Origin of the sequence: Mucilaginibacter terrenus, assembly GCF_003432065.1 — a bacterium.
GTDB lineage: Bacteria > Bacteroidota > Bacteroidia > Sphingobacteriales > Sphingobacteriaceae > Mucilaginibacter > Mucilaginibacter terrenus.
In genome coordinates, this window is sequence record NZ_QWDE01000001.1 from 765,193 (window position 1) to 790,368 (window position 25,176).

At 44.8% G+C, this 25,176-nt stretch carries 20 protein-coding genes; 12 read left to right on the forward strand and 8 right to left on the reverse strand.

Annotated features, from left to right (window positions below; translation table 11 throughout):
- Nucleotide 1: 1 nt before the first annotated feature.
- Together DYU05_RS03220 and DYU05_RS03225 are read right to left on the reverse strand one after the other, a co-directional pair.
- Nucleotides 2–5,179 (reverse strand): PKD domain-containing protein, encoded by a 5,178-nt coding sequence (locus DYU05_RS03220; protein ID WP_117381541.1) that lies wholly within the window; start codon nt 5,177–5,179, stop codon nt 2–4.
- Between the two features lie 289 nt (nt 5,180–5,468).
- Complete coding sequence (locus DYU05_RS03225) at nt 5,469–6,707, reverse strand: nucleoside recognition domain-containing protein (RefSeq protein ID WP_117382936.1); 1,239 nt, start codon at nt 6,705–6,707, stop codon at nt 5,469–5,471.
- A 93-nt stretch (nt 6,708–6,800) separates the two neighbouring features.
- Here DYU05_RS03225 and DYU05_RS03230 point away from each other — a divergent pair, with 93 nt between their 5' ends.
- The gene (locus tag DYU05_RS03230) at nt 6,801–7,235 is read left to right on the forward strand and encodes a DinB family protein (protein WP_117381542.1); all 435 of its coding nucleotides are present in this window, start codon (nt 6,801–6,803) and stop codon (nt 7,233–7,235) included.
- Between the two features lie 235 nt (nt 7,236–7,470).
- On the opposite strand, the gene DYU05_RS03235 is transcribed toward DYU05_RS03230, so the two are convergent.
- Nucleotides 7,471–7,854, reverse strand: coding sequence for a winged helix-turn-helix transcriptional regulator (locus DYU05_RS03235; RefSeq protein WP_117381543.1), 384 nt, complete (start codon nt 7,852–7,854; stop codon nt 7,471–7,473).
- Nucleotides 7,855–7,962: 108 nt separating this feature from the next.
- Between DYU05_RS03235 and DYU05_RS03240 the strand changes: the two genes are divergently transcribed.
- Nucleotides 7,963–8,559: an FMN-dependent NADH-azoreductase gene (locus DYU05_RS03240; protein ID WP_117381544.1), complete on the forward strand. Its 597-nt coding sequence runs from the start codon at nt 7,963–7,965 to the stop codon at nt 8,557–8,559.
- A gap of 159 nt (nt 8,560–8,718) precedes the next feature.
- On the opposite strand, the gene DYU05_RS03250 is transcribed toward DYU05_RS03240, so the two are convergent.
- Together DYU05_RS03250 and proB are read right to left on the reverse strand one after the other, a co-directional pair.
- On the reverse strand, nt 8,719–9,963 hold the full coding sequence (locus DYU05_RS03250) for a glutamate-5-semialdehyde dehydrogenase (protein WP_117381545.1): 1,245 nt from the start codon (nt 9,961–9,963) through the stop codon (nt 8,719–8,721).
- A gap of 2 nt (nt 9,964–9,965) precedes the next feature.
- Complete coding sequence (proB, locus tag DYU05_RS03255) at nt 9,966–11,042, reverse strand: glutamate 5-kinase (protein ID WP_117381546.1); 1,077 nt, start codon at nt 11,040–11,042, stop codon at nt 9,966–9,968.
- A gap of 131 nt (nt 11,043–11,173) precedes the next feature.
- Here proB and DYU05_RS03260 point away from each other — a divergent pair, with 131 nt between their 5' ends.
- The 3 genes from DYU05_RS03260 (at nt 11,174) to DYU05_RS03270 (ending at nt 14,796) form a co-directional block, all read left to right on the forward strand.
- Entirely contained in the window at nt 11,174–12,106 is a 933-nt protein-coding gene (locus DYU05_RS03260) for a cation diffusion facilitator family transporter (protein ID WP_117381547.1), read from the forward strand.
- 106 nt (nt 12,107–12,212) lie between these two features.
- A complete protein-coding gene (locus tag DYU05_RS03265) occupies nt 12,213–13,511 on the forward strand; it encodes an NAD(P)/FAD-dependent oxidoreductase (protein ID WP_117381548.1) in 1,299 nt (432 codons plus the stop codon).
- A 31-nt stretch (nt 13,512–13,542) separates the two neighbouring features.
- Nucleotides 13,543–14,796 carry a cation:proton antiporter gene (locus tag DYU05_RS03270; RefSeq protein ID WP_117381549.1) on the forward strand — a complete coding sequence of 418 codons (1,254 nt, stop codon included), beginning with the start codon at nt 13,543–13,545 and terminating at the stop codon, nt 14,794–14,796.
- Here DYU05_RS03270 and DYU05_RS03275 read toward each other — a convergent pair.
- Genes DYU05_RS03275 through argB form a run of 3 tightly spaced genes read right to left on the reverse strand, consistent with a single transcriptional unit; the run spans nt 14,793 to nt 17,032 of the window.
- Nucleotides 14,793–15,401, reverse strand: a complete 609-nt coding sequence (locus DYU05_RS03275; protein WP_117381550.1) for an FMN-binding negative transcriptional regulator — start codon at nt 15,399–15,401, stop codon at nt 14,793–14,795. The two genes, DYU05_RS03270 and DYU05_RS03275, sit on opposite strands and share 4 nt — an antisense overlap.
- A 19-nt stretch (nt 15,402–15,420) precedes the next feature.
- The gene (proC, locus tag DYU05_RS03280) at nt 15,421–16,239 is read right to left on the reverse strand and encodes a pyrroline-5-carboxylate reductase (RefSeq protein ID WP_117381551.1); all 819 of its coding nucleotides are present in this window, start codon (nt 16,237–16,239) and stop codon (nt 15,421–15,423) included.
- 1 nt (nt 16,240) lies between these two features.
- Nucleotides 16,241–17,032: an acetylglutamate kinase gene (gene argB / locus DYU05_RS03285; protein ID WP_205771778.1), complete on the reverse strand. Its 792-nt coding sequence runs from the start codon at nt 17,030–17,032 to the stop codon at nt 16,241–16,243.
- Nucleotides 17,033–17,336: 304 nt separating this feature from the next.
- Here argB and ribD point away from each other — a divergent pair, with 304 nt between their 5' ends.
- The 7 genes from ribD (at nt 17,337) to DYU05_RS03320 (ending at nt 25,048) form a co-directional block, all read left to right on the forward strand.
- A complete protein-coding gene (gene ribD, locus DYU05_RS03290; RefSeq protein ID WP_117381552.1) occupies nt 17,337–18,383 on the forward strand; it encodes a bifunctional diaminohydroxyphosphoribosylaminopyrimidine deaminase/5-amino-6-(5-phosphoribosylamino)uracil reductase RibD in 1,047 nt (348 codons plus the stop codon).
- Nucleotides 18,384–18,390: 7 nt separating this feature from the next.
- Nucleotides 18,391–19,260, forward strand: coding sequence for a DMT family transporter (locus DYU05_RS03295; protein WP_117381553.1), 870 nt, complete (start codon nt 18,391–18,393; stop codon nt 19,258–19,260).
- Nucleotides 19,260–19,874 (forward strand): IMPACT family protein, encoded by a 615-nt coding sequence (locus DYU05_RS03300; protein ID WP_205771779.1) that lies wholly within the window; start codon nt 19,260–19,262, stop codon nt 19,872–19,874. The genes DYU05_RS03295 and DYU05_RS03300 overlap by 1 nt, the downstream gene beginning before the upstream one ends.
- A gap of 73 nt (nt 19,875–19,947) precedes the next feature.
- Nucleotides 19,948–21,303, forward strand: coding sequence for a magnesium transporter (mgtE, locus tag DYU05_RS03305; RefSeq protein ID WP_117381555.1), 1,356 nt, complete (start codon nt 19,948–19,950; stop codon nt 21,301–21,303).
- A 42-nt stretch (nt 21,304–21,345) separates the two neighbouring features.
- The gene (bioB, locus tag DYU05_RS03310; protein ID WP_117381556.1) at nt 21,346–22,362 is read left to right on the forward strand and encodes a biotin synthase BioB; all 1,017 of its coding nucleotides are present in this window, start codon (nt 21,346–21,348) and stop codon (nt 22,360–22,362) included.
- Between the two features lie 654 nt (nt 22,363–23,016).
- Nucleotides 23,017–23,694, forward strand: coding sequence for an ABC transporter ATP-binding protein (locus DYU05_RS03315; protein WP_117381557.1), 678 nt, complete (start codon nt 23,017–23,019; stop codon nt 23,692–23,694).
- A 13-nt stretch (nt 23,695–23,707) separates the two neighbouring features.
- On the forward strand, nt 23,708–25,048 hold the full coding sequence (locus DYU05_RS03320) for a TolC family protein (RefSeq protein ID WP_117381558.1): 1,341 nt from the start codon (nt 23,708–23,710) through the stop codon (nt 25,046–25,048).
- The last annotated feature ends 128 nt before the right edge of the window (nt 25,049–25,176 follow it).

Here is a 25,176-nt window from a genome sequence, read left to right on the forward strand (position 1 = left end):
CTTACCTTAATAAATGTATTATACCCGTGCGTTTAGGCAGGGAGTTATTGTAGCTCATGCCTTTCCAATCTGTTCCGTTAAGGAAATGTGCGGTTGCCTGCCAAACGTAATTACCCTGCGGAGCCGGGCTGCCTTTGAAGGTCCCATCCCAACCCTCTGTAGGTTCGCCTTTGCTGCTTAGTTTCGTGGTTTCCCACACTAATTGGCCCCAGTTGTTAAATACCTGCATGTGCCAGCTTTCAATTCCCGAACCTTTAGCCATAAAGGTTTGTAGTTCGGTAGTACTGCCGGTTGGCATAAACGCATTTGGCAGATAAAGTTGCCCGGGGATGCCTGTGATCTGCACATTATGTGAAATGGTGCTGTCGCAGCCTTCACGGTTAAGCACGCGCAACGTCACTTTGTAAGTGCCGGTGTCGGCATAGGTATGGCTTGGGTTCTGACCGATGTCCGTCGTTCCATCACCAAAATCCCAATGCCAGCTTACCGGGTTTCCGGATGTTCTGTCGTCAAATGCAAAGTGATAATTAGGTATGCTGGTTATAAAACCAGGTGTTGCTGTGAAATCGACGTTTGGAGCAGCCGTTACTTTTACAAAATCCGTTTTTGTAATTGTTTGGGCGCAGCCTGTTGCCAGGTTAGTTACGGTGAGTTTCACGGTATACGAAGGGCTCTTTGACGAGTAAGTGTGCGGCAGCGGCGTAAAGCCTGAAAAGTGCTTGCCATCGCCAAAGTCCCAGTCATAGCTAAGCGATGAAGCCGGAGTGCCTGCATTGGCTTGAGTGAGATTACTAAAACTAACCGTGATAGCCTTACATCCTGATCTTATATCTGCATCAAAGTTTGGCTCAGGCAAGGCGTAGGCCTCAAACTGTATGCTGTCTTTAGATACAACAGCAGCACAATCGTTTATGGCAATGGTATGCACGTAATAAATACCTGGTTTTGCAAATGTATATGGTTGTTCTGTTGGGCTGCCTTGTATCTCTTCCACCAGCTTTCCATTGGCATCTGTAATGCGGTACCTAAAGGTATCCCCACTGGTAGATATATTTACAAACGTGGCGTTTAGCGGGGCACAGCCTTTATGCAGGTTGTCTTTCGCAAAAGCGCGTGCAATAAACGCAGCAGGGGAAACGGTAATATTAATATGCGTGCTCTCGCTTGTAGTGCCGCAAAATCCTGTAGCTACTGCATAAAGTGTATAAACGGTAGTAACAGTTGGCGAGAGCGCTGCGAATTGCACGGGAGACTTATCCGTCTTGTGTATGACCGGCAACGCCAGCTTTCCTTTATTGTCGTACAGGTAGTAGTCGTAACCTGTATTATTGCCTGGCGAAAGGTTTTGTGCACGTATGGCTAAACTTCCGCAGCCGGTTAGCTCATCCGGCGATATCTTAATAATCGGGGTAGCTGGCCTCACCAAAATGTCCAACACAAACGGTGATCGCTGTACGCAGTTGCCCGGAAGGTTTAGCAAAACGTGATAAATAGTATCCCTGCCGTCTGTTTTTGGATGGAACGTATGTACAGGGTTTACCTCTGTAGAAGTGGCGGAACCGTCACCAAAGTCCCAAAGGAACGATGTACCTGTGATAAGCGACGACGTATTGCTGAACTGCACAGTTACGGGTCCGCAACCTTCTGCTTTATCGGCTTTAAAAGAGGCAATTACATCAGGGGCATCAAATACTTCTACGGTGTCCTGCGAGTCGCCGCAGGGTGGCAGGCCGGTAATTGTCCATGTAAATTTATAGGTATTATTCGATATCAGTCCATTTACCTGGGTTTGAGGGTCTGCCGCGTCAGCAAAAGTTACTGCCGGGCCGCTTACCTGTGTCCAATGGCCCGTATATGGCAGGGGACTGTTGCCGTTTAGCTTGGCGGACGCGGCGTTGCAAACCGTAAAATCGGCGCCTGCGTTGGCTATTTGTACAGGCTGATTGACTGTAATAGTAGCTGTTGATGATCGTTCTACATTGCAGCCGCCATTTTGTACAACTGCCCGGTAAAAAGTGGTTTGGGTGAGATTAAGATAACTTTGCTGCGCAGTGATGTTGGCAATATTAACCCAGGTTGTACCATCTGTTGATGATTCCCAGCTCAGCACTTTACCATTATTGCCTGATAAAGTAAGCAAGCCGCTATTTGAACCTGAACATGTGGTTGTCGAACCGGCTACAGTACCGGCTATAGTTGGCTCATCTACTGTGATGTTAACAGCATCGCTTGTAGGCGGGCAGGATGGTGACGAATAAACCGACCATATAAACTGGTAAACGTTACCGGGTTGCAGGCCGCTAACTATAGCATTAGGATTAGTGTTGTCGGAAAAAGTTATGCCGCTTTGGCCGGAAGCCAGCGTCCATACGCCTGTGCCCGGCGCGGGCGAGTTTCCTTTAAGCTGATAGGTGGGGCCTGCGCATATTGCTTCATCAGGGCCTGCGCTCGCCTGTACAGGAGCAGGATAAACAGTTACAATAACATCTATGGGCGCGCCAGAACACGCGCCATGATAAGGTGTAATAGTGTAGGTTACCGTGCCGTTTGCATTGCCGGTATTGGTAAGAGCATCCTGAATGGCGCTAATTGCCACTGGTGTAGTTTGTTTGCTATTACCTGTTACACCCGTTGTAGCAATACTTGTCCAGGTGTAGGTGGTGTTTGCCGTGCTCGACGTGATAACAACATTAGCAGCCTGCGTATTGCAAACAGCTGATGGCGATGCGCTGATGTTTGGTATACGGTTAACGTTTACAGTAAGCTTAAATGGATTGCCGGGACAGCCGTTCGTTGTCGGCGTGATGATATAGGTAACTACAGCATCGCCCGTACCGGTAGCGTTGATGATCTCGCTTATAGTTGGGCCGCTGCCCGTAGCCGCAAAGCCGGTCGCGTTACCAGAAGTGAGTACCGCAGTCCAGCTGTAGGTACTAAGAGGGTTAGCCGAAGTTATATTGTAGTTGAAATTTTGTCCTGTACAAACATCTGCTGTTGCTGTACTGGTAATATTGTCTTTACGTGTAATAGCGATGGTAGCGGTGCTGCTTATGAGGTTACACGGAGCCGCAAGTGTGGTTAATGCATCCAGGGACAACGTCACTGTGCCTGCACTTATTTCTGCTGCGGATGGCGTGTAAACTGCCTGCAGTACATTGCGCGATGGCGAGAAGGTACCCGTTCCGCCTGACCATTTATAGCTTACAACATTGCCGGTGATATTACCCTCAAGCGTTGCAGAACTACCTTCGCAAATAGTTTGATCCCCACCGGAGGTAACAACGGGTGCCTCCTGAAAAGCCAGCTGCTGCGAATCGGTGGCGGTACCGCAATTGTTAACATGAGTTACTTTCACAGTATAAACCGCATAATCGTTAAACAAGATCTGAGGCGATTTACTGTTAGCAGTTGTGCCGTTTGCAAAGCTGTAAGCGCCACCGCCAACTATCCATGTGTAGGTACCCGGTAATTCCAGCTGGGTGCCGGTAAGAATGGTTTTAGTTACCGTGCCCGACGGACCGAAAGTTAGCGTCAGTCCCTTGCCGCACAATAACGCGTCGGGCGATAATGTTGCTGTAGGAGTAAGGTTAACCGCGACTGTACCGGTAGATGATAGTACTTCACCGCAAGACGCCGTGTTGATGCTTAATTGTACCGTGTAAACACCACTCGCCGTAAAATTGAAGACCGGATCTTTACTGTTGGCGTTTGTACCGCTTAAATAGGTTATAGGCTGCGGCCCTTTAACTATCCATTTGTATACGGTTCCTGTGTTACATACCTCGTCTACTACCGAAGTGTTTACAGGTTTAAGCGGACCTGCGGTACATATAGCCCCACCATCTGGCAAAGTAAAAGATGGTTTTGGCGCATTTTGGATGCAAATAGTCGTTTCTACATCCTTAACATCACAGATGTTACTGCCGTCCTGCAAATGCAATGTTACTGTGTGCTGCCCATTGGAGGTAAAGGTGTGTTCAAAAGGCTGCGACACGGGGTAATTTAAAGCAACAACAACTCCGTCTACACTCCAGGTGTATTTGGCGTTTGCATTTGAACAATCAGCAGTTTTAGCATTCGGATCCTGCCCGGTTTCTGATGAATTGTTAAACGAAACAAGCGTGTTTGTACAGCCGGTAAGTGGACCGGATATTTTGTTGATAGGAGGGGACAATACCTTTGCATACCCGGTAACAAGTGTACCTACCTTACCGCAAAAGGGACTGGTAGGTTGCAAATCAACCTGGAACACGTTTACCTGGCCGTTCACCACGTTTCCGCAGGATGCAGCCTTGTACAGATGCTGTATCAATCCTCCTGAATTAACAAGATCACAAAGGGTGTAGTTGGTGCTGGAGCCATCTCCCCAGGTAACATTATAGATAATGCCTGGATAGTTTTTCTGGATACCGTTTGCTGTGCTTACATCTACTATATAGGTGAGCTTATTTTTGTCGTTTAAACAAACCAGGTTACTGCCAGATGCGCCAAAACTATTGTTTACTACGTTGTTGATAAGCGTGTAAGCCTTTGTGCCAACTACTCCATTACTTTCGGCTCTTGCCAACACCGTATAGTTTGCAGCTTTTGCAATAAACGAATGCCCGTCTACAGCAATGGTGCCTTCGTTTGTTTTTGATAGTTCGTTATAAAAGCTCGCGGTTGTCGCAGCTCCGTTAGATGATGCGTTTACAAACGGGTATGCGGCATTGTTAGTTCCAATACAGGCGCCAAATACATCCGGGTTGTCGCTATTAATAGATTGCGATGTAACGCCGGCCTGTATGCCATCTGACGCTGTTATAGTAAATGGTGCCGAAGTAGTTGGCAGTACAGCGGGATCTGAACTGGTTATGCGCAATTTATAGCCGCTGCCTGCCGGTGTTCCAGTAGGGATTATGCCATTTACAAAAGTTCCATAAAAACCCTTGTATGTTCCTATAGCCGTAGCAGAACTAAAATTGCCGGCGGCATCTGAAAGGTAAAGGGTAAAGATATTGGTAGAGCTTGTGCATCCTGAGGATGTGTTCAACTCAAAGGGTGCAGCAATGGTAGATCCCTGTCCGTATGGGCCGGGATCTATAGTACCTATTGTTATTGTTTGGGCAAAGCCGCTTGCAGCAAACAGGAAGAATAAGCAACAAGTAAGTAAAAGGACTTTAGTAGAAATTCTATCCATTCAAACTCGCAAAAATCAATTAGAGGGAGACTTTCACAGTTAAACCAATTGCAAAGCAGAGCGGTTGTCATTTGTGTAATCGATTATTTTTACGGGTGTGGATGCTTGAAAGTTGCTTTAAATTAAAAAAAACGACGAAATTTTAACTTGCTGATAAACAGTTAAGTGACCTATAACCAATAGAGGGATATTGTATCATCTACACTTTAGATAGCGGTAATCTTAAAAAGAGTGCCGAAATGTTTTGCGTCAGCTAGATTTTAATAAAGTAACTTAAGATATTACATTGCTATCCGAAGAATAAGTAGCTGATAAAAATTGCTGCTATAACACCGGCTAGGTCAGCTATTAAACCAAATGGAATAGCGTAGCGTGATTTTTTGATGCCTACCGAACCAAAATAAAGCGCAACAATATAGAACGTGGTATCTGCCGAACCGTTGAATACAGATCCCAGCCTACCGGCAAAACTATCCGCCCCATAAGTTTGCATGGTGCTGATCATCATCGCTTTTGAGCCAGAGCCGCTGAGTGGTTTCATGTAAGCTACCGGTAAGGCATCAACAAAACGGGTGTCTAACCCTGCCTGGGTCACCAGCCAGCGTACGCCATCGTTAAGGTAAGTTAATGCACCACTATTACGAAAAACACTGATACCAACCAGCATTGCAACCAAATACGGAATGATCTTGACAGACACGCCAAAGCCTTCTTTAGCGCCATCTATAAATGCTTCAAACACGTTTATACGTTTACGCATTGCTCCTAAGATGAAAACCACCGGGATACAGTATATAAGCGTATTGCTAATGACCTTTGATACTAAAGATATCTGATCGTGATTGAGTTGCGTGGTGAAATACCAAACTAACAGGGTTATAAAGGCTGTCATGCCGCCGAGCCAGGCTAGTATAACCCTGTCAAACAGATTTATCTTCTGCTTTATCGCTACAGCAAGCATACCAATTACAGTTGCTACATAGGTGGCTATTATGCAGGGCAGGAACACATCTGCAGGATCTTTAGCATGTAGTATATAACGTTGCGCAATAATGGTTACCGGCAGGAGCTGTAAACCAGAAGTATGCAGCACCAGGAACATAATCTGCGCATTAGATGCGGTTTCTTTATCTGGATTAAGCTCCTGGAGGCTGCCCATTGCTTTCAGCCCAAGCGGGGTAGCAGCGTTGTCCAACCCTAGAAGATTAGCCGAAAAATTCATCATCATTTGCCCGTTGGCCGGGTGGTTTTTTGGTACCCCCGGAAAGAGCCGGCTAAGGAAAGGGCCTACTATGCGCGCTAAAAAGTTCATGGCGCCGGCTTGTTCCCCTATGTTCATGATACCCAGCCACAGCACCATGTTGCCCGCAAGGGGTAAAGCAATATCCATTACCGATGACTTCGACATATCGAACATGCCATCCACCAGCAATTTAAAAGCGTCAACATCGCCCAGGAATATGAGCTTGCATAATGCTATAACAAATGCTATAAGAAAAAAGGCTATCCAGATGTAATTAAGCGCCATAGTAGTGTTTAAGGGCTTGAAGTTAATTTTTTTTGAATTATTAATGTGGAAATCGCCATCTTTAAAATCAAATTTCTTTAAACCTGCCTTAGCATGATAGATGTCGCCAATCAATTGAAAGATGTAGTGAATGGGTTTCTTGGTAGCCGGTCGGCCCTCATTATTTGGAACCATACCGGCGCGCCCGGTAAATGGAGCAACAAGCAGATTATAGGACACCTGATAGATAGCGCGCACATTAACTTACAGCGCCTGGTGAGGTGCACCTACGAAGAATGCTTTAAGCTGGTATACTTCCAGGATGAATGGGTGCAGGTACAGCACTACAATGATGCCGACATATTTGAACTGCTGCAGCTTTGGCGTTTAATAAACATGCAGATAGTAAGAGTGCTTGTAAACTATCCACCCAACAGAATAAGCATCACCTGCGACAATGGCCGGCACGAAGTAAGCTTTGTTACAGTAGAGTTCCTGGCGAACGACTATATAGCCCATATAAGGCATCATCTGGATCAGCTAAAATAAGCGACCAGTGTAAGAAGACTGGTGTCCCAGTTGTCGTAAATGAAGTGTCCCAGCCTTTTCAGTTTGAGAGTTGTAATAATTGCATAAGTACTTATCAAATAGCATATTAGGCAAGTTTTGTTGAAGTATTTGTACTGTCCCGGAGTGTCTCGCTTGTAATATGTAAACATCTAATGGTCAGTACATTAACATATTTACCTGTCCCGGGTGTCCCGCTTTAAAAGCGGGACACCTGTTATGCTTTCTCGGTGGTCGAAACAGTTCGCCTGGTCTTGATTATCCGTTCACGATGTTGCGATCCCCATTCCTTCAATGCGTCAATAATGGGCCACACAGACTGGCTATATGGCGTAAGTTCATAAGTAACGGTCACCGGTACGGTATCAAACACCTTACGCTCCACAAACTCATTTAGTTCCAGGTCGCGCAGTTCCTTTGATAATACTTTAGGAGTAATGTCCGCTAGTGCTTTTTGCACCTCATTAAATCTCATCGGCCCTTCGCTAAGCGCCAATATAAGGGGCAACTTCCACTTACCACTTAGTACGTACAGCGCATCCTTTACAGAATTCATGGCTCCGGTACATTCTTTACTACTATGTTTTCTGTCGTATGGCATGGCGCAAAGGTGCTAACTATCCTAAAGCATACCGCTATCCTTTGGGATAGTAATATCTTTTTAATAGTAAACAAACATAGGTTTGTCCATCATTAAAATAGATAAAACATGAAAATATTACATCTTATTTCGAGCCCCCGCGGCAACGCGTCGGTAAGTAGAAAACTGGGTAACGCAATAGTAGAAAGGCTGCAGGCAAAAGAACCGGACAGCGTAGTTACGGTGCACGATCTTACCAGTACACCGTTCCCGCACCTGGAAGAGGTACATTTAACATCCTTTTTCACACCTGCAGAACAGCACAGCCCGGAACTGGCGACCGCCGTTAAACACAGCGATGAAGCAATAGCCGAACTAATGGACGCTGACGTTATAGTAATAGATGCGCCCATGTACAACTTCAGTATTCCCTCAACATTGAAAGCCTGGTTAGACCACATCATCCGTGCTGGTAAAACCTTCCGTTACTCAGAGAAAGGTCCTGAGGGATTGGTGCACAACAAGAAAGTTTATTTGGCTATCTCCAGCGGCGGTATCTATTCTGAAGGCCCGATGAAAGGATACGACTTTATAGAGCCTTATCTGAAAAGTGTATTCGGGATGTTGGGCGTCAGCGATGTGACCGTTTACCGTGCTGAAGGCTTAAAGGTGCCAGGCGTTCTTGAACATGCGTTTGAAAAAGCGGTGGAGAGTATAGCTGTGTAGACCGAAAGTTTTTTAATTACAGAATGGCCTATCGGATCGATGGGCCATTTTCATTAATAACTATCTCAATACTTATTAAATATGGGCGAATCTGCAGGTGTCCAAAGGCAAGCTTTTTGGCCGCAGGCTTTTAGGGCATTGTTAGCCCAGGTGTTAATATTAGTTCCTTATTTGTCCTTCGCCACGTACTATCCATTTATAGCTGGTGAGTTCTTCCAGTCCCATGGGTCCGCGGGCATGCAGCTTTTGTGTGCTGATGCCAATCTCAGCACCGAGACCAAACTGCGCTCCATCAGTAAATGCCGTAGAGGCATTCACATATACAGCAGCCGCATCTACCCGGTTCAGGAAGGCTTCAATATGTTGAGGGTTTTCGGATAGTATTGCCTCGCTGTGTTTTGAACTGTTTTTAGCGATATGCACCAGTGCCTCTTCCATATTGTCAACTGTTTTAATCGCCATTTTCATTGATAAAAACTCTGTACCGAAATGTTCTGGCTGCGCGTGGTGCAACAGCCAGGCAGGATAATGGCTTTCAAGAAAAGCGAAGGACAGTTTATCTGCATAAAGTTCTACGCCTTTGCTGGCTAGTGGTAACGCGAGAAAAGGAAGTTCATTTAACCTTGCAGAATTGATGATAAGGCAATCCAAAGCATTGCACACGCTTACACGCCGGGTTTTTGCATTGTCGATAATAGCAGCAGCCTTTTGCAGATCGGCGGTCTCATCCAAATACGTGTGCACAATACCAGCCCCGGTTTCTATCACCGGCACTTTAGCGTTGATGCGTACATAGTCTATTAAACCCTGGCTGCCGCGTGGGATCAGTACATCTACATAACCAACGGCATTTAACAAGGCTTCAGTCGCTTCGCGTTCGGGTGGCAGGAGGGTGGCGGCATTTACATCGATCCTGTACTGCTGTAACACATCATGAATAATCTTGATGATAGCTTTATTAGAAAATTCGGCGTCGCTGCCACCCTTTAGTATGCTGGTGTTACCTGTTTTAAAACACAAAGCAAATACATCGAAAGTAACGTTTGGCCTGGCCTCATAGATGACTCCTACTACACCCAGAGGTACCCTTAACTTTGTTATCTGCAGGCCATTAGGACGTGTATCGTCCGACAAAATTTTGCCAAGCGGGCTCTCCAATCCCGCCACATTCTTAATATCGGCAGCAATAGCAGCTATACGGTCGGCAGTTAGTTTCAATCTGTCATATTTGGGATCGGCAGGATCCATCCTGTCTAGATCTTTCTGGTTTTCTGCCAGTAGTATCGTTGTTTGCGACACGGCTGCTTTTGCTACGTCCAGTAATACCGCGTTTATTAAATCGGGTGCAAGGTTCAGCGTCCGGGCGGCAGCGACCGCGTTCTCGAAATATATGTGGTATGCCATGGCTATGCCTGTAAGTAAAGATAATCGTAATGTACAAGCGGGCGCTGTTTTTTCAATCCCTGAAGTTCCCGGGCCTTGTCAGCTCCATACTCGGCCTGTCCTAACCCTATGAGCTTGTTGTGTTCATCCAATATGCGGATGATGTCGCCTTTCTTAAAATCAGCAATGATTTCTATAATACCTACGGGCAGTAAACTTGATGCCTTATTGGAGAGCAGAACACTACGCGCGCCCTCATTTACTTGCACCACACCGGTTGCGGCATTCTCTGCATGGGCAAGCCATTTTTTCTTACCCGATTTCTTTTTTTCAGGCACAAAGCGGGTATGCACAGCCTTGCCTGCAAGCAACTCTGTTAAAATATCATCAGTTGTGCCATTGGCAATATGAACTGTAATACCTAATTGAGCTACTTTGTGCGCAATAGAGGATTTTGTTATCATGCCGCCACGCCCAAACTGCGATCGTGCCGAACTCACAAACGAAGAAAGGTCTATACCTTCACTTGTAACTTCTTGTATCACTTCAGAACCGGGGAGTTTAGGGTCGCCGGTGTAAATACCATCAACATTGGTTAGTACAATTAGCGCCTCGGCATTCAACATAGAGGCGATAAGCCCCGCAAGTTCGTCGTTATCGGTAAACATTAACTCGGTTACTGATACAACATCATTTTCATTTATCACCGGTACAACCTGGTTTTGAAGCAATATCTCCAAACAGTTGCGCATGTTGAGGTAATGCACCCGGTCACGAAAATCTTCCTTGGTTACCAGCACTTGTGAACAAAGTGTGTCATATTTTTCGAAAAGCTGCGCGTAAGTATTTATAAGCTTTACTTGCCCTATCGAAGCCAGCAACTGGCGCGCAGCTACAGCATCATGTTTGTCACCAACCTTGATCAGGCTGCGCCCTGAAGCTACGGCTCCTGACGATACCAAGATCACCTCAATACCCTGCTTGCTTATGGCGGCCACCTGGTCAACCAAATGGGAGAGGCGTTCTTGATCAGGCAGGCCATTTGGCTGAGTAATCACGTTAGAGCCTATCTTAACAATGACGCGACGGTACTGGTACATTAATGTATAGTAGTTTTGTCGTCAATAATAACAATTTGAAAGTAAATGCAGGAAAGAATATGCAAATACCGCTTATTAACGCATCCGAAAGCTAAAACTTAACCTTACAAATACTGTTATCAGGCTAATTCATGGCATCATCAAAACTATCAATATACGCGGCACTGGCTGCCAATTTACTTATCGCTATAACCAAATTTATAGCAGGTGCAATTAGTAACAGCGCAGCGATGATAGCCGAGGGAGTACATTCTGTAGTTGATACTGTAAATGAGTTATTGCTGCTGCTGGGGCTTCATCGCAGCAAAAAACAGCCCGATGCTATGCATCCGTTCGGGTATGGTAAGGAGTTATACTTTTGGTCGTTTATCGTTTCTATCATGATCTTTGGACTGGGAGGTGGCGTGTCTATTTATCAGGGTATAACGCACATTATCCACCCCGAGAAAATGGGTGACCCAACAATCAACTACATCGTACTTTCACTATCGATAGTTTTTGAAGGGACATCATTGTTTATCGCCTTAAAACAATTTAACCAGGTTCGCGGCGCTACACCGTGGTGGGAGGCCGTAGTTAAAAGTAAAGATCCGTCCAGTTTTCTGGTATTATTTGAGGATGCAGCGGCGGTAGCGGGGTTGTTTATTGTAATCATATGTGTATACCTCAGCCACAAGCTTAATCTCCCTTATTTGGATGGTGTCGCGTCGCTGCTGGTTGGTATAATTTTGATCATTGTTTCGTCTATCCTGGCACGCGAAAGCCGCAGTTTATTAATGGGCGAAGGCGTGTCAACTCAAACGAGAGAAAAAATATGTCACATGGTGGAAGGCGATGATCACGTGGTGAAAGTACAGCACATATTATCAACTTATCAGTCACCCAGTGAGGTGTTGCTCATGCTGATCGTAGCGTTTAAGGATGACCTGGATACGGAAGAAATAAACATTGCTATAGACCGCATACGCGATAAAGTGAAAGCGGAGTTCAAGCTGGTACGCTTTGTTATCATTCAGCCGGAAAGCCTGGATCATCACCTGCTCTGGAATGATGACAGCCATTAACATTGGTTAAAATGAACTAAAGCAAACACATATTTACTTTAGCCTGTTATTGCTAAACAACATACCCATCTGTTTATGCTTATTTTGCAGCGGGTTAAACATCAATATGGATAAAAAACTTAAGGCAAGGCCCCGTGTGTTGATCATCGGTGGCGGCTTTGCCGGTATACAACTTGCCAAAAAACTCAGGAACGCACCTGTTGAGGTGTTACTGCTTGATAAACATAACTACCATACTTTTCAGCCGCTGCTGTACCAGGTTGCAATGGGTGCGCTGGAGGGCGATTCCATCGGTTTTCCGATACGAAGGATCTTCAGCAGGCAAAAGAATTTTACTTTTCATTTAGCCGAAGTACAAAAGATAGATACCGAAGCGAGGATAGTTACAGCCAACATAGGCGATATACATTATGATTACCTGGTACTGGCAACAGGGGCAAATACCAATTACTTCGGGAACAAACAACTAGAGCATTACACGCTTCCCATGAAGAACATTGCTGAGGCGCTGAACGTGCGGAGCCTTATACTTCAAAATCTGGAAAAAGCTTTGGTTACCTTTGATGAAACCGAACGCAATGCCTTGCTCACCTTTGTTGTGGTTGGGGGCGGTCCCACAGGTGTGGAGTTGTCCGGAGCGATTGCCGAATTGCGAAAGTACATCCTCTGTAAAGATTACCCCGGCTTGTGCGATGCCGATATGAAGGTGTTTTTGGTGGAAGGTAAACCAGAACTGCTGGCAGCAATGTCTAAAGGGGCATCAAGCAAAGCCAAGAAGTTTTTGACAGACTTGGGTATCACTATTTACAATAGTGTGCATGTGGAGAGTTACGATGGCCTTACACTAAAGATTGACGACGGTACGGTGATTAAAACGCGTAATGTGTTATGGGCGGCAGGTGTAAGAGGCGAGATGCCTCAAGGCCTACCTGCAGAAAAGATCGCCAAAGGCAACCGGGTAATAACAGACGAGATAAACAAGGTAGTTGGCTATGATAATGTATTTGCCATTGGTGACGTTTCCTCTGTAGTTACTGAAGGTGCTCCTAACGGTTATCCCGGCGTAGCACAAGTAGCACTACAGCAGGGAGAGCAGCTGGCCAAAAACCTGGTGAATATAGTAGAAGGCCGGCCAACCAAGCCGTTCAGGTACAATGACCTGGGTACGATGGCAACTATTGGCCGCAACAAGGCTGTGGCTGATCTTAAGCACCTGCAGTTCCAGGGATTCTTCGCCTGGATATTGTGGATGTTTGTGCATCTGTTGTCGTTAGCTGGGTTTAGCAATAAAACAATCGTGTTTTTTAACTGGGCAACAAACTACCTTACGCGTAATAGCGATAACAGGCTGGTGATACACCATTTTGATACAAATACTATGATGACAGATCCTACGGCCAAATAGCCGTGGAGCTGAATATTTAGCTGATACGCGTATGCACCTTTTCTTAATTATAGCATTGTTGGTAATGGTGTGTGCGTTTTATTCGTACATAAACGCCCGCTTTCTTCGGCTGCCCGGTACTATCGGCATTATGGCCTTAGCTATTGCAGGGTCTATGGTAACGATCGCCGTAGAAAATATATACCCCGGTGTGGCCAAATACCTTACTATTTTGGCCAACAACATCAGCTTTTCTACTATAGTACTTAATGTTATGCTTGGCTTTCTGCTGTTTGCCAGCGCGTTCAACTTAAACGTAAGAAAACTAAAGCGCGAAATGCGCCCTGTGCTGCTCCTTAGTACTATTGGCGTGCTTCTTTCTACAGCGTTATTCGGCACATTGCTTTATTTCGTTGCGGGGCTTATAGATATTAAAATACCGTTTATTTACTGCCTGCTGTTTGGCGCATTAGTTTCGCCTACAGATACCGTTGCGGTGGGTGCTATAGTAAAGCATTCAAAGCTACCCTCGAATTTGGAAACTATTATCGCCGGCGAATCTTTGTTTAACGATGGGATAGGCTTGGTGCTGTTCATCACTCTTCTGGAAATCACCCGTTCGGGAACCGACAGTTTTGACCTGGGTAAAACGGTTATGCTTTTTATACAGGAAGTTTTTGGCGGGATTGCTATAGGTGCGGCAAGTGGGTATTTGTCGTTTAGGCTGATGCGCTCAGTAAATGACTTTCAAACAATTGTATTGGTGTCACTCGGCGTGGTAATGTTTAATTCCGTGGCAGCTTCCTATCTTAATCTATCTATACCACTATCTGTTGTTACCGCTGGTTTATTCGCAGGTGCGCGATCTATTAACGCAGACACAAAGGAGCATTCGCACGAGGCGCTTGAGAAATTCTGGAACTTAATTGATGAGTTATTAAATACAATCCTCTTTGTGATGGTTGGTTTACAGATGATCAATCTGCCCTACATTAAAAACTATTGGATTACCGGTGGAATAGGAATAGTGCTGATATTAGCTGCACGGTGGTTGAGCATACTGGTGCCACTAACGTTCCTTAGAAGGTCATTAAACATTAATTACAATAATGTAAATATACTTACCTGGGCAGGAGTGAGGGGTGGTATATCTATAGCCCTGGCTTTGTCTTTACCGGCATCACCATACAGGCATTTTATACTTTCCGGAAGCTACTTTATCGTGATCTTCTCTATAATCGTGCAGGGATTAACACTCAACCGGATGATCAACTCAGCGTATAAAACCAAGGAAGATGCCACCTAGCCTTTGCCGCTCATGTATTTGCCTATTTGTCGTTCATTAGCATCGCCGGACTTACTAAATGTTTCTATGATATTTTGCTGTTCGGCTTCTGTCCTGTTTTGGCTAAGTTTCTTCTTAGCCTGCAGATCGTCTACCACAATTTCAAATGCCACAATGCCTTTCATCATCTTCAGCTTATAATCATCTTCCAAATTGTCCCATTGCTGCATATAGCCTTGCTCGTAAAAGCCGATCATCTTCTTCAGTAGCACTTCTATATCAGCCACATCACTGATTAATTTTGCTCTTCCGTAAGCATGAACCGAAATGTAGTTCCATGTGGGCACATTTTGAACCTTCTCGTAATTAGATGGCGAGATGTAAGCGTGCGGTTCCGAGAAGATGACCAAAGACGTTCCATTAAAACTGGCAGCAGCCTGGGGGTTAGCTTTTGCAAAGTGCGATAACAGAACTATTGTACCATCTCGCTGCTCTACAATAAAGGGGATATGAGTAGCCACGGGCACACCATCCAGGGTATTAACCATGGTGGCAAAACTATAGCGTTGCATAAAGCTTACAGCTTCACGCACATCTGGCATCTGAAAGTGCTTTGGAGTATACAATTTATCTAATTATAACGCTTTATTCACTGCCCTTGTAAAGCACTCCGGCCTTTTCTGCTGATAGCTTTATGCCTTTTATCATGGCGGAGCTAAAGCCATTGTGCTCCATTTCGTTAAGGCCCGCAATGGTACAGCCCTTTGGCGATGTTACCTTATCAATTTCCTGTTCAGGATGTGAGGCAAGCTGAAGCAGAAGATCAGCAGCTCCTTTAGCTGTTTGCGCAGCCATTTTAAGCGCATCATGAGCATGAAAACCTATTTCGGTACCACCTTGTGATGCAGCGCGAATAGAGCGCAGGAAGAATGCTATACCACAAGCGCATAAAGCGGTAGCGGAAGTCATTAATTCCTCATTAATCTGAATGCTTACACCAACTGTATCAAAAAGAGATTTAACCAGGCTTACGTTAGCTGCGGAGGCATTATCAGTAGCTATACAGGTCATGCTGTGACCAATAGCTATTGCTGTGTTTGGCATAGCTCGTATCACCTGCACCTGCAGGCCAAGCTGATTGCGAATATCCTGGCAGCTTACGCCGGACACAACAGATATCAGCAAATGCTTGCTTTCCATAGCAGCTGGCTTAATTTCGTCAAGCAGTTTATTTAGCTGTTGCGGTAAAATGGCAAGCACAACAATGTCTGCCTTAGTAACAGCTTCAGTATTATTTGCTGTAACGTTGTAGCCGTCGGCCGCGAGTGGCGCTAACGCCGCTGTATTGCGCCGCGTGAGCGTAATTTGTTGCGGAGTAAATATACCTGCCTTTACCAAACCTTTGGCCAATGCCAATCCTATGTTACCGCTGCCCAATATGGCTATATGCTGTTGTGTTTCCATGTTATTTGCTTAAGCGTGTACCAAAACCTTTATCTTTTTTCAGCTGACCGAGATCATCGGAATGACCAATTATAACAGCCTTAACCCCGCAAGATATAGCTGTAAATGCGTTGTCCATCTTTGGCAGCATTCCGCTGTGGATTATTTGGTCGGTCTTTAACTTTTCGTATCGTTCAAGGTCTATTTCGCGTATCAATGAATCTTCATCATCAATGTCCTGAAGAACACCCTTTTTCTCGAAACAATACACCAGCGTTGTATCGTACAGTTCAGATAGCGCAACAGCCAGCGCAGAAGCGATAGTATCGGCATTGGTATTTAATAACTGTCCCTCACCGTCATGTGTGAGCGCGCAAAAAACGGGAGTGAACCCTGAATCAAGTAATTTACCAATGCTTTCCGGATTAATGGAATTTTCGGTTAAATCGCCTGCAAAGCCGTAATCAATTATTTTTACCGGACGCTTTTTAGCCCGGATGAAGTTCCCATCGGCACCGGTTAATCCAATAGCGTTGGTACCGTAACGCTGTAATTGAGCGACAATGTTTTTGTTGATCAAGCCGCCGTATACCATAGTTACAATCCGCAGGGTGTCAATGTCTGTTATCCGCCTGCCGTCGATCATACGCGCTTCTACGCCCATGCTTTCAGACACTTGGGTAGCCACTTTGCCACCTCCGTGTACCAGTATCTTAAATCCTTCAAGTGCGGTAAAGTCCTTTAAAAACCTGTGCAGGTTTTCAGAATTATCTATTACGTTACCACCAATTTTAATCACATGCAACGTTTGCATACATATACTATATAAGTCCGATGGCAATAATAGGTAAATTTAAAGAATGGTTTGCCAGTAAAGTAAACAGTATAACAGGAATTACAAGCACTGTACGGAACCTTGCTCAAGTGATAATATAATTACCCACCATTTAGTGCAATATTCCAGTCACAGTATCATAAATCCCGAATACTTCTCGCGGTTTACGCTAAACTGTAACACTAATTAGCCCGGGCATTTACCCGGGCCTATATTACTGCTGAATTACAATCAGCTGGTGCATAATTAAGGTACCAATTAAGATTAATGTTACTTTTGCTGCATGCCTGATCATCAACTATACATGCAGCGCTGTCTTGAACTTGCTGAACTTGGAGCTGGGTTTGTAAGCCCTAATCCGATGGTGGGTGCTGTAGTGGTGTGTGACGATAAGGTGATTGGGGAAAGCTACCATAAGCAATATGGCGGACCACACGCCGAAGTAAACGCTATCAATCAGGTTGTCGAAAAGTACCCGGATGCGATAGATCTGCTAAAAAAATCGACAATTTATGTTTCCCTTGAACCCTGCGCGCATTACGGCAAAACTCCACCCTGTGCAGATTTAATTATTAAACACCAAATACCAAATGTAGTTGTAGGCTGCCGCGACCCTTTCCCACAGGTAGACGGTAAGGGTATTGATAAATTAAAGGCTGCAGGTGTTGATGTAACCGTTGGTGCGTTGGAACAGGAAAGCCGCCGCCTTAATCGTCGTTTTTTTACCCGTGTACAAAAGCAACGCCCTTATATTATTTTAAAGTGGGCGCAAACAGTAGACGGTTTTTTTGCTCCTGATGATGGTAGCCAACATTGGATTACCGGACCTGAAAGCCGCAATTTGGTACACCAATGGCGCGCCGAAGAAGATGCCATATTGGTTGGAAGAAACACTGCCTTAAATGACAATCCCCAGCTAAATGTACGATATGCGGAAGGTCGCAATCCAAAACGGGTGGTTATAGACCGCGAGCTTACACTGCCTAAGGACCTGCACCTGTTTGATCAGTCGACAGAAACTTTGATATTTAATGAGCTGAAGACGGATATAGAGGGCAACGTGAAGTATATCGCGTTAGAGGACTTTAACCACTACCTGCCACAATACATGATGTACCAGCTCTGGATGCAGGATATTCAATCAGTAATTATAGAAGGTGGCGCACATACATTAAATTCTTTTATTAAAGATGGATTGTGGGATGAAGCGCGTATTTTTACCGGACCAGGTGTGCTGAACCAAGGCATTCCTGCACCGGTTATAAGTGGCACCAATGGTGGTCACTATACCGTTGGTGCCGACCAATTACAATTGTTTTACAATAGCTAACAGGCTGATGTTATACGTTTTTTTAAGTGTTTGCTGTAGTGTGGTAGTTTCAATATTGCTGAAACTGTCCAGGCGCTACAGCATACACGTATTTCAGGCTATCACTTGGAACTACTCCATGGCTATTTTGCTCACGTGGTTCTTCTTCAGGCCTAAGTTGCAGGACCTTGATCTGAATGGTGCGCCGCTCCCTATATATATTGCCGTTGGCATTTTGCTACCGGTAATCTTTATGGTAATGGCTTCTTCAGTACGTGTAGCAGGTATTGTGCGTACAGATGTTGCACAACGCCTTTCGTTATTCATCCCGTTAGTAGCATCCTATTTTCTGTTTGGAGAAACGTTTACTCCCTTGAAAATAGTAGGAATAATTGTTGGGTTTGCTGCCATACTCTGTTCAATCCCTTGGCAAAAACAAACTGCCAATCGCAAGGTCATCAGCAATGCCTGGATTTACCTGCTTATTGTTTTCATTGGTTTTGGTGCGATAGATATTTTGTTTAAGCAAGTAGCCGGAGTAAAGGTGCTGCCATATACAACCTCTCTTTTCGTTATCTTTATACTAGCCTTTGTTATTGCGCTTGTTGCGTTATTGTACCATGTAATTACTGGTAAGGCACGCATTTCCTGGCCGCACATGATGTTTGGTTGGATATTGGGCGTAGCCAATTTCGGCAATATATTGTTTTACATTAAAGCTCATCAACAACTATCGACAAGCCCATCAGCTGTTTTTTCTGCCATGAATATAGGCGTGATAACAGTAGCCGCACTTGTCGGTTTAATGATATTTAAAGAGCGCCTCAGCTTATTGAATAAGATAGGCATCGGTTTAGCGGTAGTTGCAATCATTATCATCACGATCTCTCAACATTGATGCTTTTTGAAGATACTTATAAAACCATCGCCCAACCGGCTGAAGGTGTTTTTCGCGATCGGGGAAGTAAGTTCCTTTCGTTTGCTTATCCAATTACAAACGACGCCGAGGTTAAGCCGTTGGTAGCAAATCTAAAAACGCTTCATCCAAAGGCGAATCATCATTGCTGGGCTGTAAGATTGGGTATAGACCGATCTGTATTCCGTGTGAACGATGATGGAGAACCCTCAGGCACTGCCGGCCGGCCAATACTTAATACTTTGCTTTCTAAAGACATCACCAATACACTGGTTGTGGTTGTGCGCTATTTTGGCGGAACACTACTGGGTGTACCTGGATTGATAAACGCGTACAAAGCGGCTACAGAGGCTGCACTAGCAGAAGCTAGCGTGGTAGAGAAGACCGTTAATGATGTTTACACCATTATATTCGAGTACCCGCAAATGAACGACGTAATGCGGATAATAAAAGAAGAGCAACTATCAATCATTGAACAAACATTAGAACTAAATTGTAGCGTAAAATTTTCTGTCAGGAAAACGCAGGTAGAATCTGTTATGGCCAAACTCAACAAAGTAGAGAAAGCCAGGATAACCTATAACTACAGCGGGTAATATCTGAAAACTGCTTTCAAATAGAGGTTTTTGACTGCCCGCCATTCAGTAAAAATCCGTAATTTGCCTGCATATGCAATCTTTTGAAATAGACAAATCGGACTTGCAGCGAATTAAAGTAGCGCTTGATGGCGACGATTCTGGTCTTGAAGATGTTCTGAAAGAATACCATGCCTCGGAGATTGCAATACTGTTCGAAAAACTTTCGCAGGAGGGCCGCGAGCGCATCATCAACCTCTTGCCCGCCGATATAGCATCTGAAGTGCTATCGGAAATGACGGAGGAGGCCCATCCCGAAGAGCTTCTTTTGAATCTTGACCCTGAAAAGCGCTCTGAAATAGTTGAGGAACTGGACTATGATGATGCGACCGACATTATATCTCAGTTAGAGGAGCATGAGCAGCACGAGATACTAGCGGATATAGATCACGAGGATGCCACCAACATCCGGGCGCTGCTGAAGTACGACGAGGACACTGCTGGCGGCCTCATGAACTCCGAGATTATTAAGGTAAACATCAATCTTGATAAGAAAGATGCGCTGGAAGAGATCATCCGCCAGAGCGAGGAGATGGAGGAGTTCTATACCATTTATGTGGTAGATGATGCCGATATACTTCAGGGCATACTTTCAGTAAAGTCCATTATTAAGGCCCGGTCTGACGCGCGTGTAAGTGATCTGGTGATCAAAGACTTCGTATATGTAAAGGCTGACCTCGACCAGGAGGATGTTGCTGGACTTATATCGCAATATAACCTTACTGCTATCCCGGTAGTAGATGATAACATGAAATTGCTGGGCCGAATTACGGTGGATGACATCATCGACGTAATGGAGCAGGAGAGCACCGAGGATATCTTAAAGATATCCGGTGTAAGCGAAGATGAAGAACTGAGCGGTAACTGGCAGGAAGCGGTAAAAAGCCGCTTACCATGGCTGGTAATTAACCTTGCTACGGGTTTTCTAGCCGCTTCTATTATCCGCCATTTTGATGCAACTATTAAAGATTTGGCCATTATCTCTGCCTACATGACTATTATTGCGGGAATGGGCGGCAATACGGCTACACAGGCGCTTGCAGTAACGGTTCGCCGTATATCGCTCACAGACCTTAGCGACAGGCAAGCTTATAATACAGTATTAAAAGAATTCCTTGTAGGTTTAATTAACGGTGCAGCAAACGGATTGATCATTTTTGCAGTGGCTTATTTTTACGATGCTAACCTGGTACTTGGGTTGGTACTGTTTCTGGCGATGACTGGAAATTTAATTGTTGCAGGCGTAACAGGGGCTTCTATACCTCTGATTTTAAAGCGGGTAGGAGTCGATCCAGCTGTTGCATCGTCAATCATCATAACCACTTTTACAGATTGTATAGGATTTTTATTGCCGCTGTGGCTGGCAAGTACGCTTTTATTACACAGGTAAACAAAACTTTTAAATAAATTTGGGCCGATAACACCAATGCTTATGACCGAAGTAAGATACAACTGGACAACCGAAGAAATCTCTGAAATATACCATTCACCACTGCTGGATCTCGTTTACCGCGCTGCTACCATACACCGCGAAAACAAAGATTATTCTGAAGTGCAGATTAGTTCGCTGATCTCTATCAAAACCGGCGGCTGCCCGGAAGATTGCGCGTATTGTCCGCAGGCCGCGCGTTATAACACCGGCGTGGATGTGCACGCCATAATGCCTAAGGAAGAAGTTATTGCTGTTGCGCAACGCGCTAAAAATGGCGGTGCAAGCAGGCTTTGCATGGGCGCTGCGTGGCGCGAAGTACGCGATAACCGCGACTTTGACAAAGTGCTGGACATGGTTAAAGCTGTAAACGAGCTGGATATGGAGGTTTGCTGTACCCTGGGTATGCTTACCGAGCACCAGGCACAGCGCTTAGCGGATGCTGGCCTATATGCTTACAACCATAATCTCGATACATCTGAGGACGATTACAAACGCATTATTACAACCCGCACCTACGACGACCGTTTGAAAACACTTGAAAACGTTCGTAAAGCAAAGATATCTGTTTGCAGTGGCGGCATTATTGGGCTGGGCGAAACTGTTGAGGATCGTATATCTATGCTGAAAACGCTATCAAACCTGCCTAAACACCCGGAGTCGGTTCCAATTAACGCGCTGGTGCCGGTTAAGGGTACACCGCTGGCAGATCAGCCAAGAGTTGCTATCTGGGATATGGTAAGAATGATTGCAACAGCGCGCATAATCATGCCGAAAACCGTTGTACGCCTTTCTGCAGGCCGCACGGAAATGAGCACACTGGAACAGGCCTTTTGCTTTATGGCAGGTGCCAACTCAATTTTTGCAGGCGAAAAGCTACTTACTACGCCAAACCCGTCATTTGATGAGGATATGGCAATGTTCGAACTGCTGGGACTTAGTCCGCGTAAGGCGTTCAAAAACGGCCGTCCTAATGTTCCTAAAGAACTGAAGGAAATGAGCATTAACGAGGTAATTTAATACCGCCCGAAATACGATTTGCTGTCCCGGGTGTCCCGCTTAGAAAGCGGGACACCCGGGACAGTCGTTTTATATAATCTACTGGTTACTAATTAAATACATTAAAAAGGCGGGACACACCGGGACAGTACAAATACTTCAGCTGTTTACACTCAAATACCTTAATGTGTGATTGTTATGCGTAAATATGCGCTTCATCAATAACTTCCTTGGGACACCCTTTAGAAGTTGAAAGTGGGACACTTTCGTAAGGCACTTACACACCTTGTACAATACAAATTCCGCAAGGTTATTCATTGCTTCACAATAAGGCACACCACACAAGTATTAACATTTAAGTATCCAGACCAAGTCAATAATTGTTATAACACAAGCGCAACCGATTGCATCTGGCAACAACCTCTTACTTTGCTTACCACCGCCTTCCCGGTTTAAGACCTGCTTTCTTTTGATGAAAGCGCCGTTGCAGCTTTAACTGTATCAATACCGAACGGCTGTCTGTACATAAGCGTACAGTAATCTTGTCCAAAATAATTATAACTTATTGTATTACAGTATTTTGATAATTTGGTATGTTATTGATACTTCAATGCCAAAATGAAATCAAGAAATTGCGAACAGTAAACAACCATTCATTTATCTCAAGCAACTAAAATGTTATCACTACAGCACATTTCTAAGTATTACCAGGTAGGCGGCAATAAGAACTACGTTATAAACGATATCAGCCTTGATGTTGACGAGGGCGAATTTGTATCCATTATGGGCCCGTCCGGTTCTGGTAAATCAACCTTGCTCAACATCATCGGTATGTTGGACGAACCATCGTCAGGCTATCACTATTTTGTAGAGCAGCCTGTTCATCAAATGAAAGAAAAGCAACGTGCCGCTTTGTACAAAAAGTACATCGGCTTTGTTTTCCAGGCTTATCACTTGATTGATGAACTTACCGTTTATGAAAACATTGAGACACCGCTGATCTACCAGGACGTAAAAGGTTCGGAGCGTAAAGCGATGGTAGCTGATATGCTCGATCGATTCCAGATCGTTGGTAAAAAGGATCTTTTTCCTTCGCAGCTTTCCGGCGGTCAGCAGCAGCTGGTTGGTATAGCCCGCGCGCTTATTGCGAGCCCTAAGTTATTACTTGCAGATGAGCCTACCGGTAACCTTAACTCCAAACAAGGGGAGGACATTATGGAGCTGTTTAGAAAATTGAATAAAGAAGACGGGGTTACTATCATCCAGGTAACTCATTCTGAAAAGAATGCAGAATACGGTTCGCGCATTATTAACCTGTTGGATGGAAGGGTAGAATCTTCAACAAAATTCTGAACTGATACACAAAATGCGATACGTTAAATACTTAATTGTTAGTCTTACTTTATTATCACCGGCACTTGCACACAGCCAATCTGCCGATACAACGCTGAGTTTACAGCAATGTATAGACATTGCCGTGAAGAACAACCTCGACGTGAAAAAGAGCGAGCTGGCGGTGCAAACATCACATGTTAACTTTAACCAGGCGCGGGAGAACATGCTGCCAACACTTTACGGGCAGGTTGACCACGGCATAAACAATGGCCGAGGTATCGATCCGTCAACCAACACCTACGTTAAGCAATCATTTAAATCTGGTAATTACAACCTGAGCAGCGATCTTACAGTGTTCAGCGGGTTGCAAAATCTGAACAATATAAAGCAAACATCGTTGGCTTACCAGGCCGGCAAAATGGACCTGCAGCAGGCAAAAGACCAGGTAACCATTAATGTGATAACCGCGTACCTGATGGTGCTGGACAATACCGAACTTTTGGCGCAGGTAAAAAACCAGCTGGAGGTATCCAGGCAGCAAGTTGCCCGTTTGCAGATACTGGAGAAAGAAGGGGCAAACAAGCTGCCATCTGATTTGTACGATCTTAAAGGTACTTATGCCGATAACCAACTTTCGGTTGTAAATACCGCTACCACGCTAAAAACCTCCAAGCTTAATTTGCTGCAGATATTAAATATTCCTTATAAAGAGAATATCACACTTCAGCCAATAAACGCGGAGGAACTGGCTAAACAGACGCCAAATTCTGCCGATCAGGTTTATGATATAGCGCTTAATCAGCTTGCTTATGTGAAAGCAGCAACCTTAAGGCGCCAGAGTGCCGAAAAGGGAGTAAGCGTTGCCAAGGGAAGCTTGCTGCCTAGTATAGGCTTGTATGGTGGCGTATCTACCAACTACTCAAGTGCAGCTACGCTTAATAACCAAACCATAGGTTATTGGGATCAGTTTAAAAATAATTACGGCACCCAGTTTGGCGTTAGCTTGCGCATACCCATCCTTAACTATTTTCAAAACCGCAACAAGGTTGCTTTGGCTAAAATTCAGCTGCAAAACAATATTTATGTAGAGCAAACCACAAAAGTTCAGTTGAGGCAGGATGTAGAAAAGGCATATCTGAACATGACATCGGCATATGAGCGCTACCAGGCATCGGCACAGCAGGTAGAAGCTTATACCGAATCGTTCCGGACGGCAGAGATAAGATTTAACGCCGGCGTACTCACTTCAGTTGATTTTGTGGTAGCGAAGAACAACCTGGACAGGGCCAAAATCAACCTTATCAACTCCAGGTACGATGTGTACATTTATAACAAGATTTTAGATTACTACCAGGGCAAATTATCATTATAATAAAATTTGCATCATATTAAAAGATTATATTACATTTATCGCAGAAATCCCACCGTATATCCGGCTAGCCATTATCAACGGCTAGCCGGATATTTCCATTTAAAGGCGAGCCTTAAACAAATGCTTCA

Coding starts and splice junctions, on each gene's coding strand:
- DYU05_RS03220 (WP_117381541.1), bottom strand. CDS start 5,179: ATGGATAGAATTTCTACTAAAGTCCTTTTACTTACTTGTTGCTTATTC.
- DYU05_RS03225 (WP_117382936.1), bottom strand. CDS start 6,707: ATGGCGCTTAATTACATCTGGATAGCCTTTTTTCTTATAGCATTTGTT.
- DYU05_RS03230 (WP_117381542.1), top strand. CDS start 6,801: ATGATAGATGTCGCCAATCAATTGAAAGATGTAGTGAATGGGTTTCTT.
- DYU05_RS03235 (WP_117381543.1), bottom strand. CDS start 7,854: ATGCCATACGACAGAAAACATAGTAGTAAAGAATGTACCGGAGCCATG.
- DYU05_RS03240 (WP_117381544.1), top strand. CDS start 7,963: ATGAAAATATTACATCTTATTTCGAGCCCCCGCGGCAACGCGTCGGTA.
- DYU05_RS03250 (WP_117381545.1), bottom strand. CDS start 9,963: ATGGCATACCACATATATTTCGAGAACGCGGTCGCTGCCGCCCGGACG.
- proB (WP_117381546.1), bottom strand. CDS start 11,042: ATGTACCAGTACCGTCGCGTCATTGTTAAGATAGGCTCTAACGTGATT.
- DYU05_RS03260 (WP_117381547.1), top strand. CDS start 11,174: ATGGCATCATCAAAACTATCAATATACGCGGCACTGGCTGCCAATTTA.
- DYU05_RS03265 (WP_117381548.1), top strand. CDS start 12,213: ATGGATAAAAAACTTAAGGCAAGGCCCCGTGTGTTGATCATCGGTGGC.
- DYU05_RS03270 (WP_117381549.1), top strand. CDS start 13,543: ATGCACCTTTTCTTAATTATAGCATTGTTGGTAATGGTGTGTGCGTTT.
- proC (WP_117381551.1), bottom strand. CDS start 16,239: ATGGAAACACAACAGCATATAGCCATATTGGGCAGCGGTAACATAGGA.
- argB (WP_205771778.1), bottom strand. CDS start 17,032: ATGCAAACGTTGCATGTGATTAAAATTGGTGGTAACGTAATAGATAAT.
- ribD (WP_117381552.1), top strand. CDS start 17,337: ATGCCTGATCATCAACTATACATGCAGCGCTGTCTTGAACTTGCTGAA.
- DYU05_RS03295 (WP_117381553.1), top strand. CDS start 18,391: ATGTTATACGTTTTTTTAAGTGTTTGCTGTAGTGTGGTAGTTTCAATA.
- DYU05_RS03300 (WP_205771779.1), top strand. CDS start 19,260: ATGCTTTTTGAAGATACTTATAAAACCATCGCCCAACCGGCTGAAGGT.
- mgtE (WP_117381555.1), top strand. CDS start 19,948: ATGCAATCTTTTGAAATAGACAAATCGGACTTGCAGCGAATTAAAGTA.
- bioB (WP_117381556.1), top strand. CDS start 21,346: ATGACCGAAGTAAGATACAACTGGACAACCGAAGAAATCTCTGAAATA.
- DYU05_RS03315 (WP_117381557.1), top strand. CDS start 23,017: ATGTTATCACTACAGCACATTTCTAAGTATTACCAGGTAGGCGGCAAT.
- DYU05_RS03320 (WP_117381558.1), top strand. CDS start 23,708: ATGCGATACGTTAAATACTTAATTGTTAGTCTTACTTTATTATCACCG.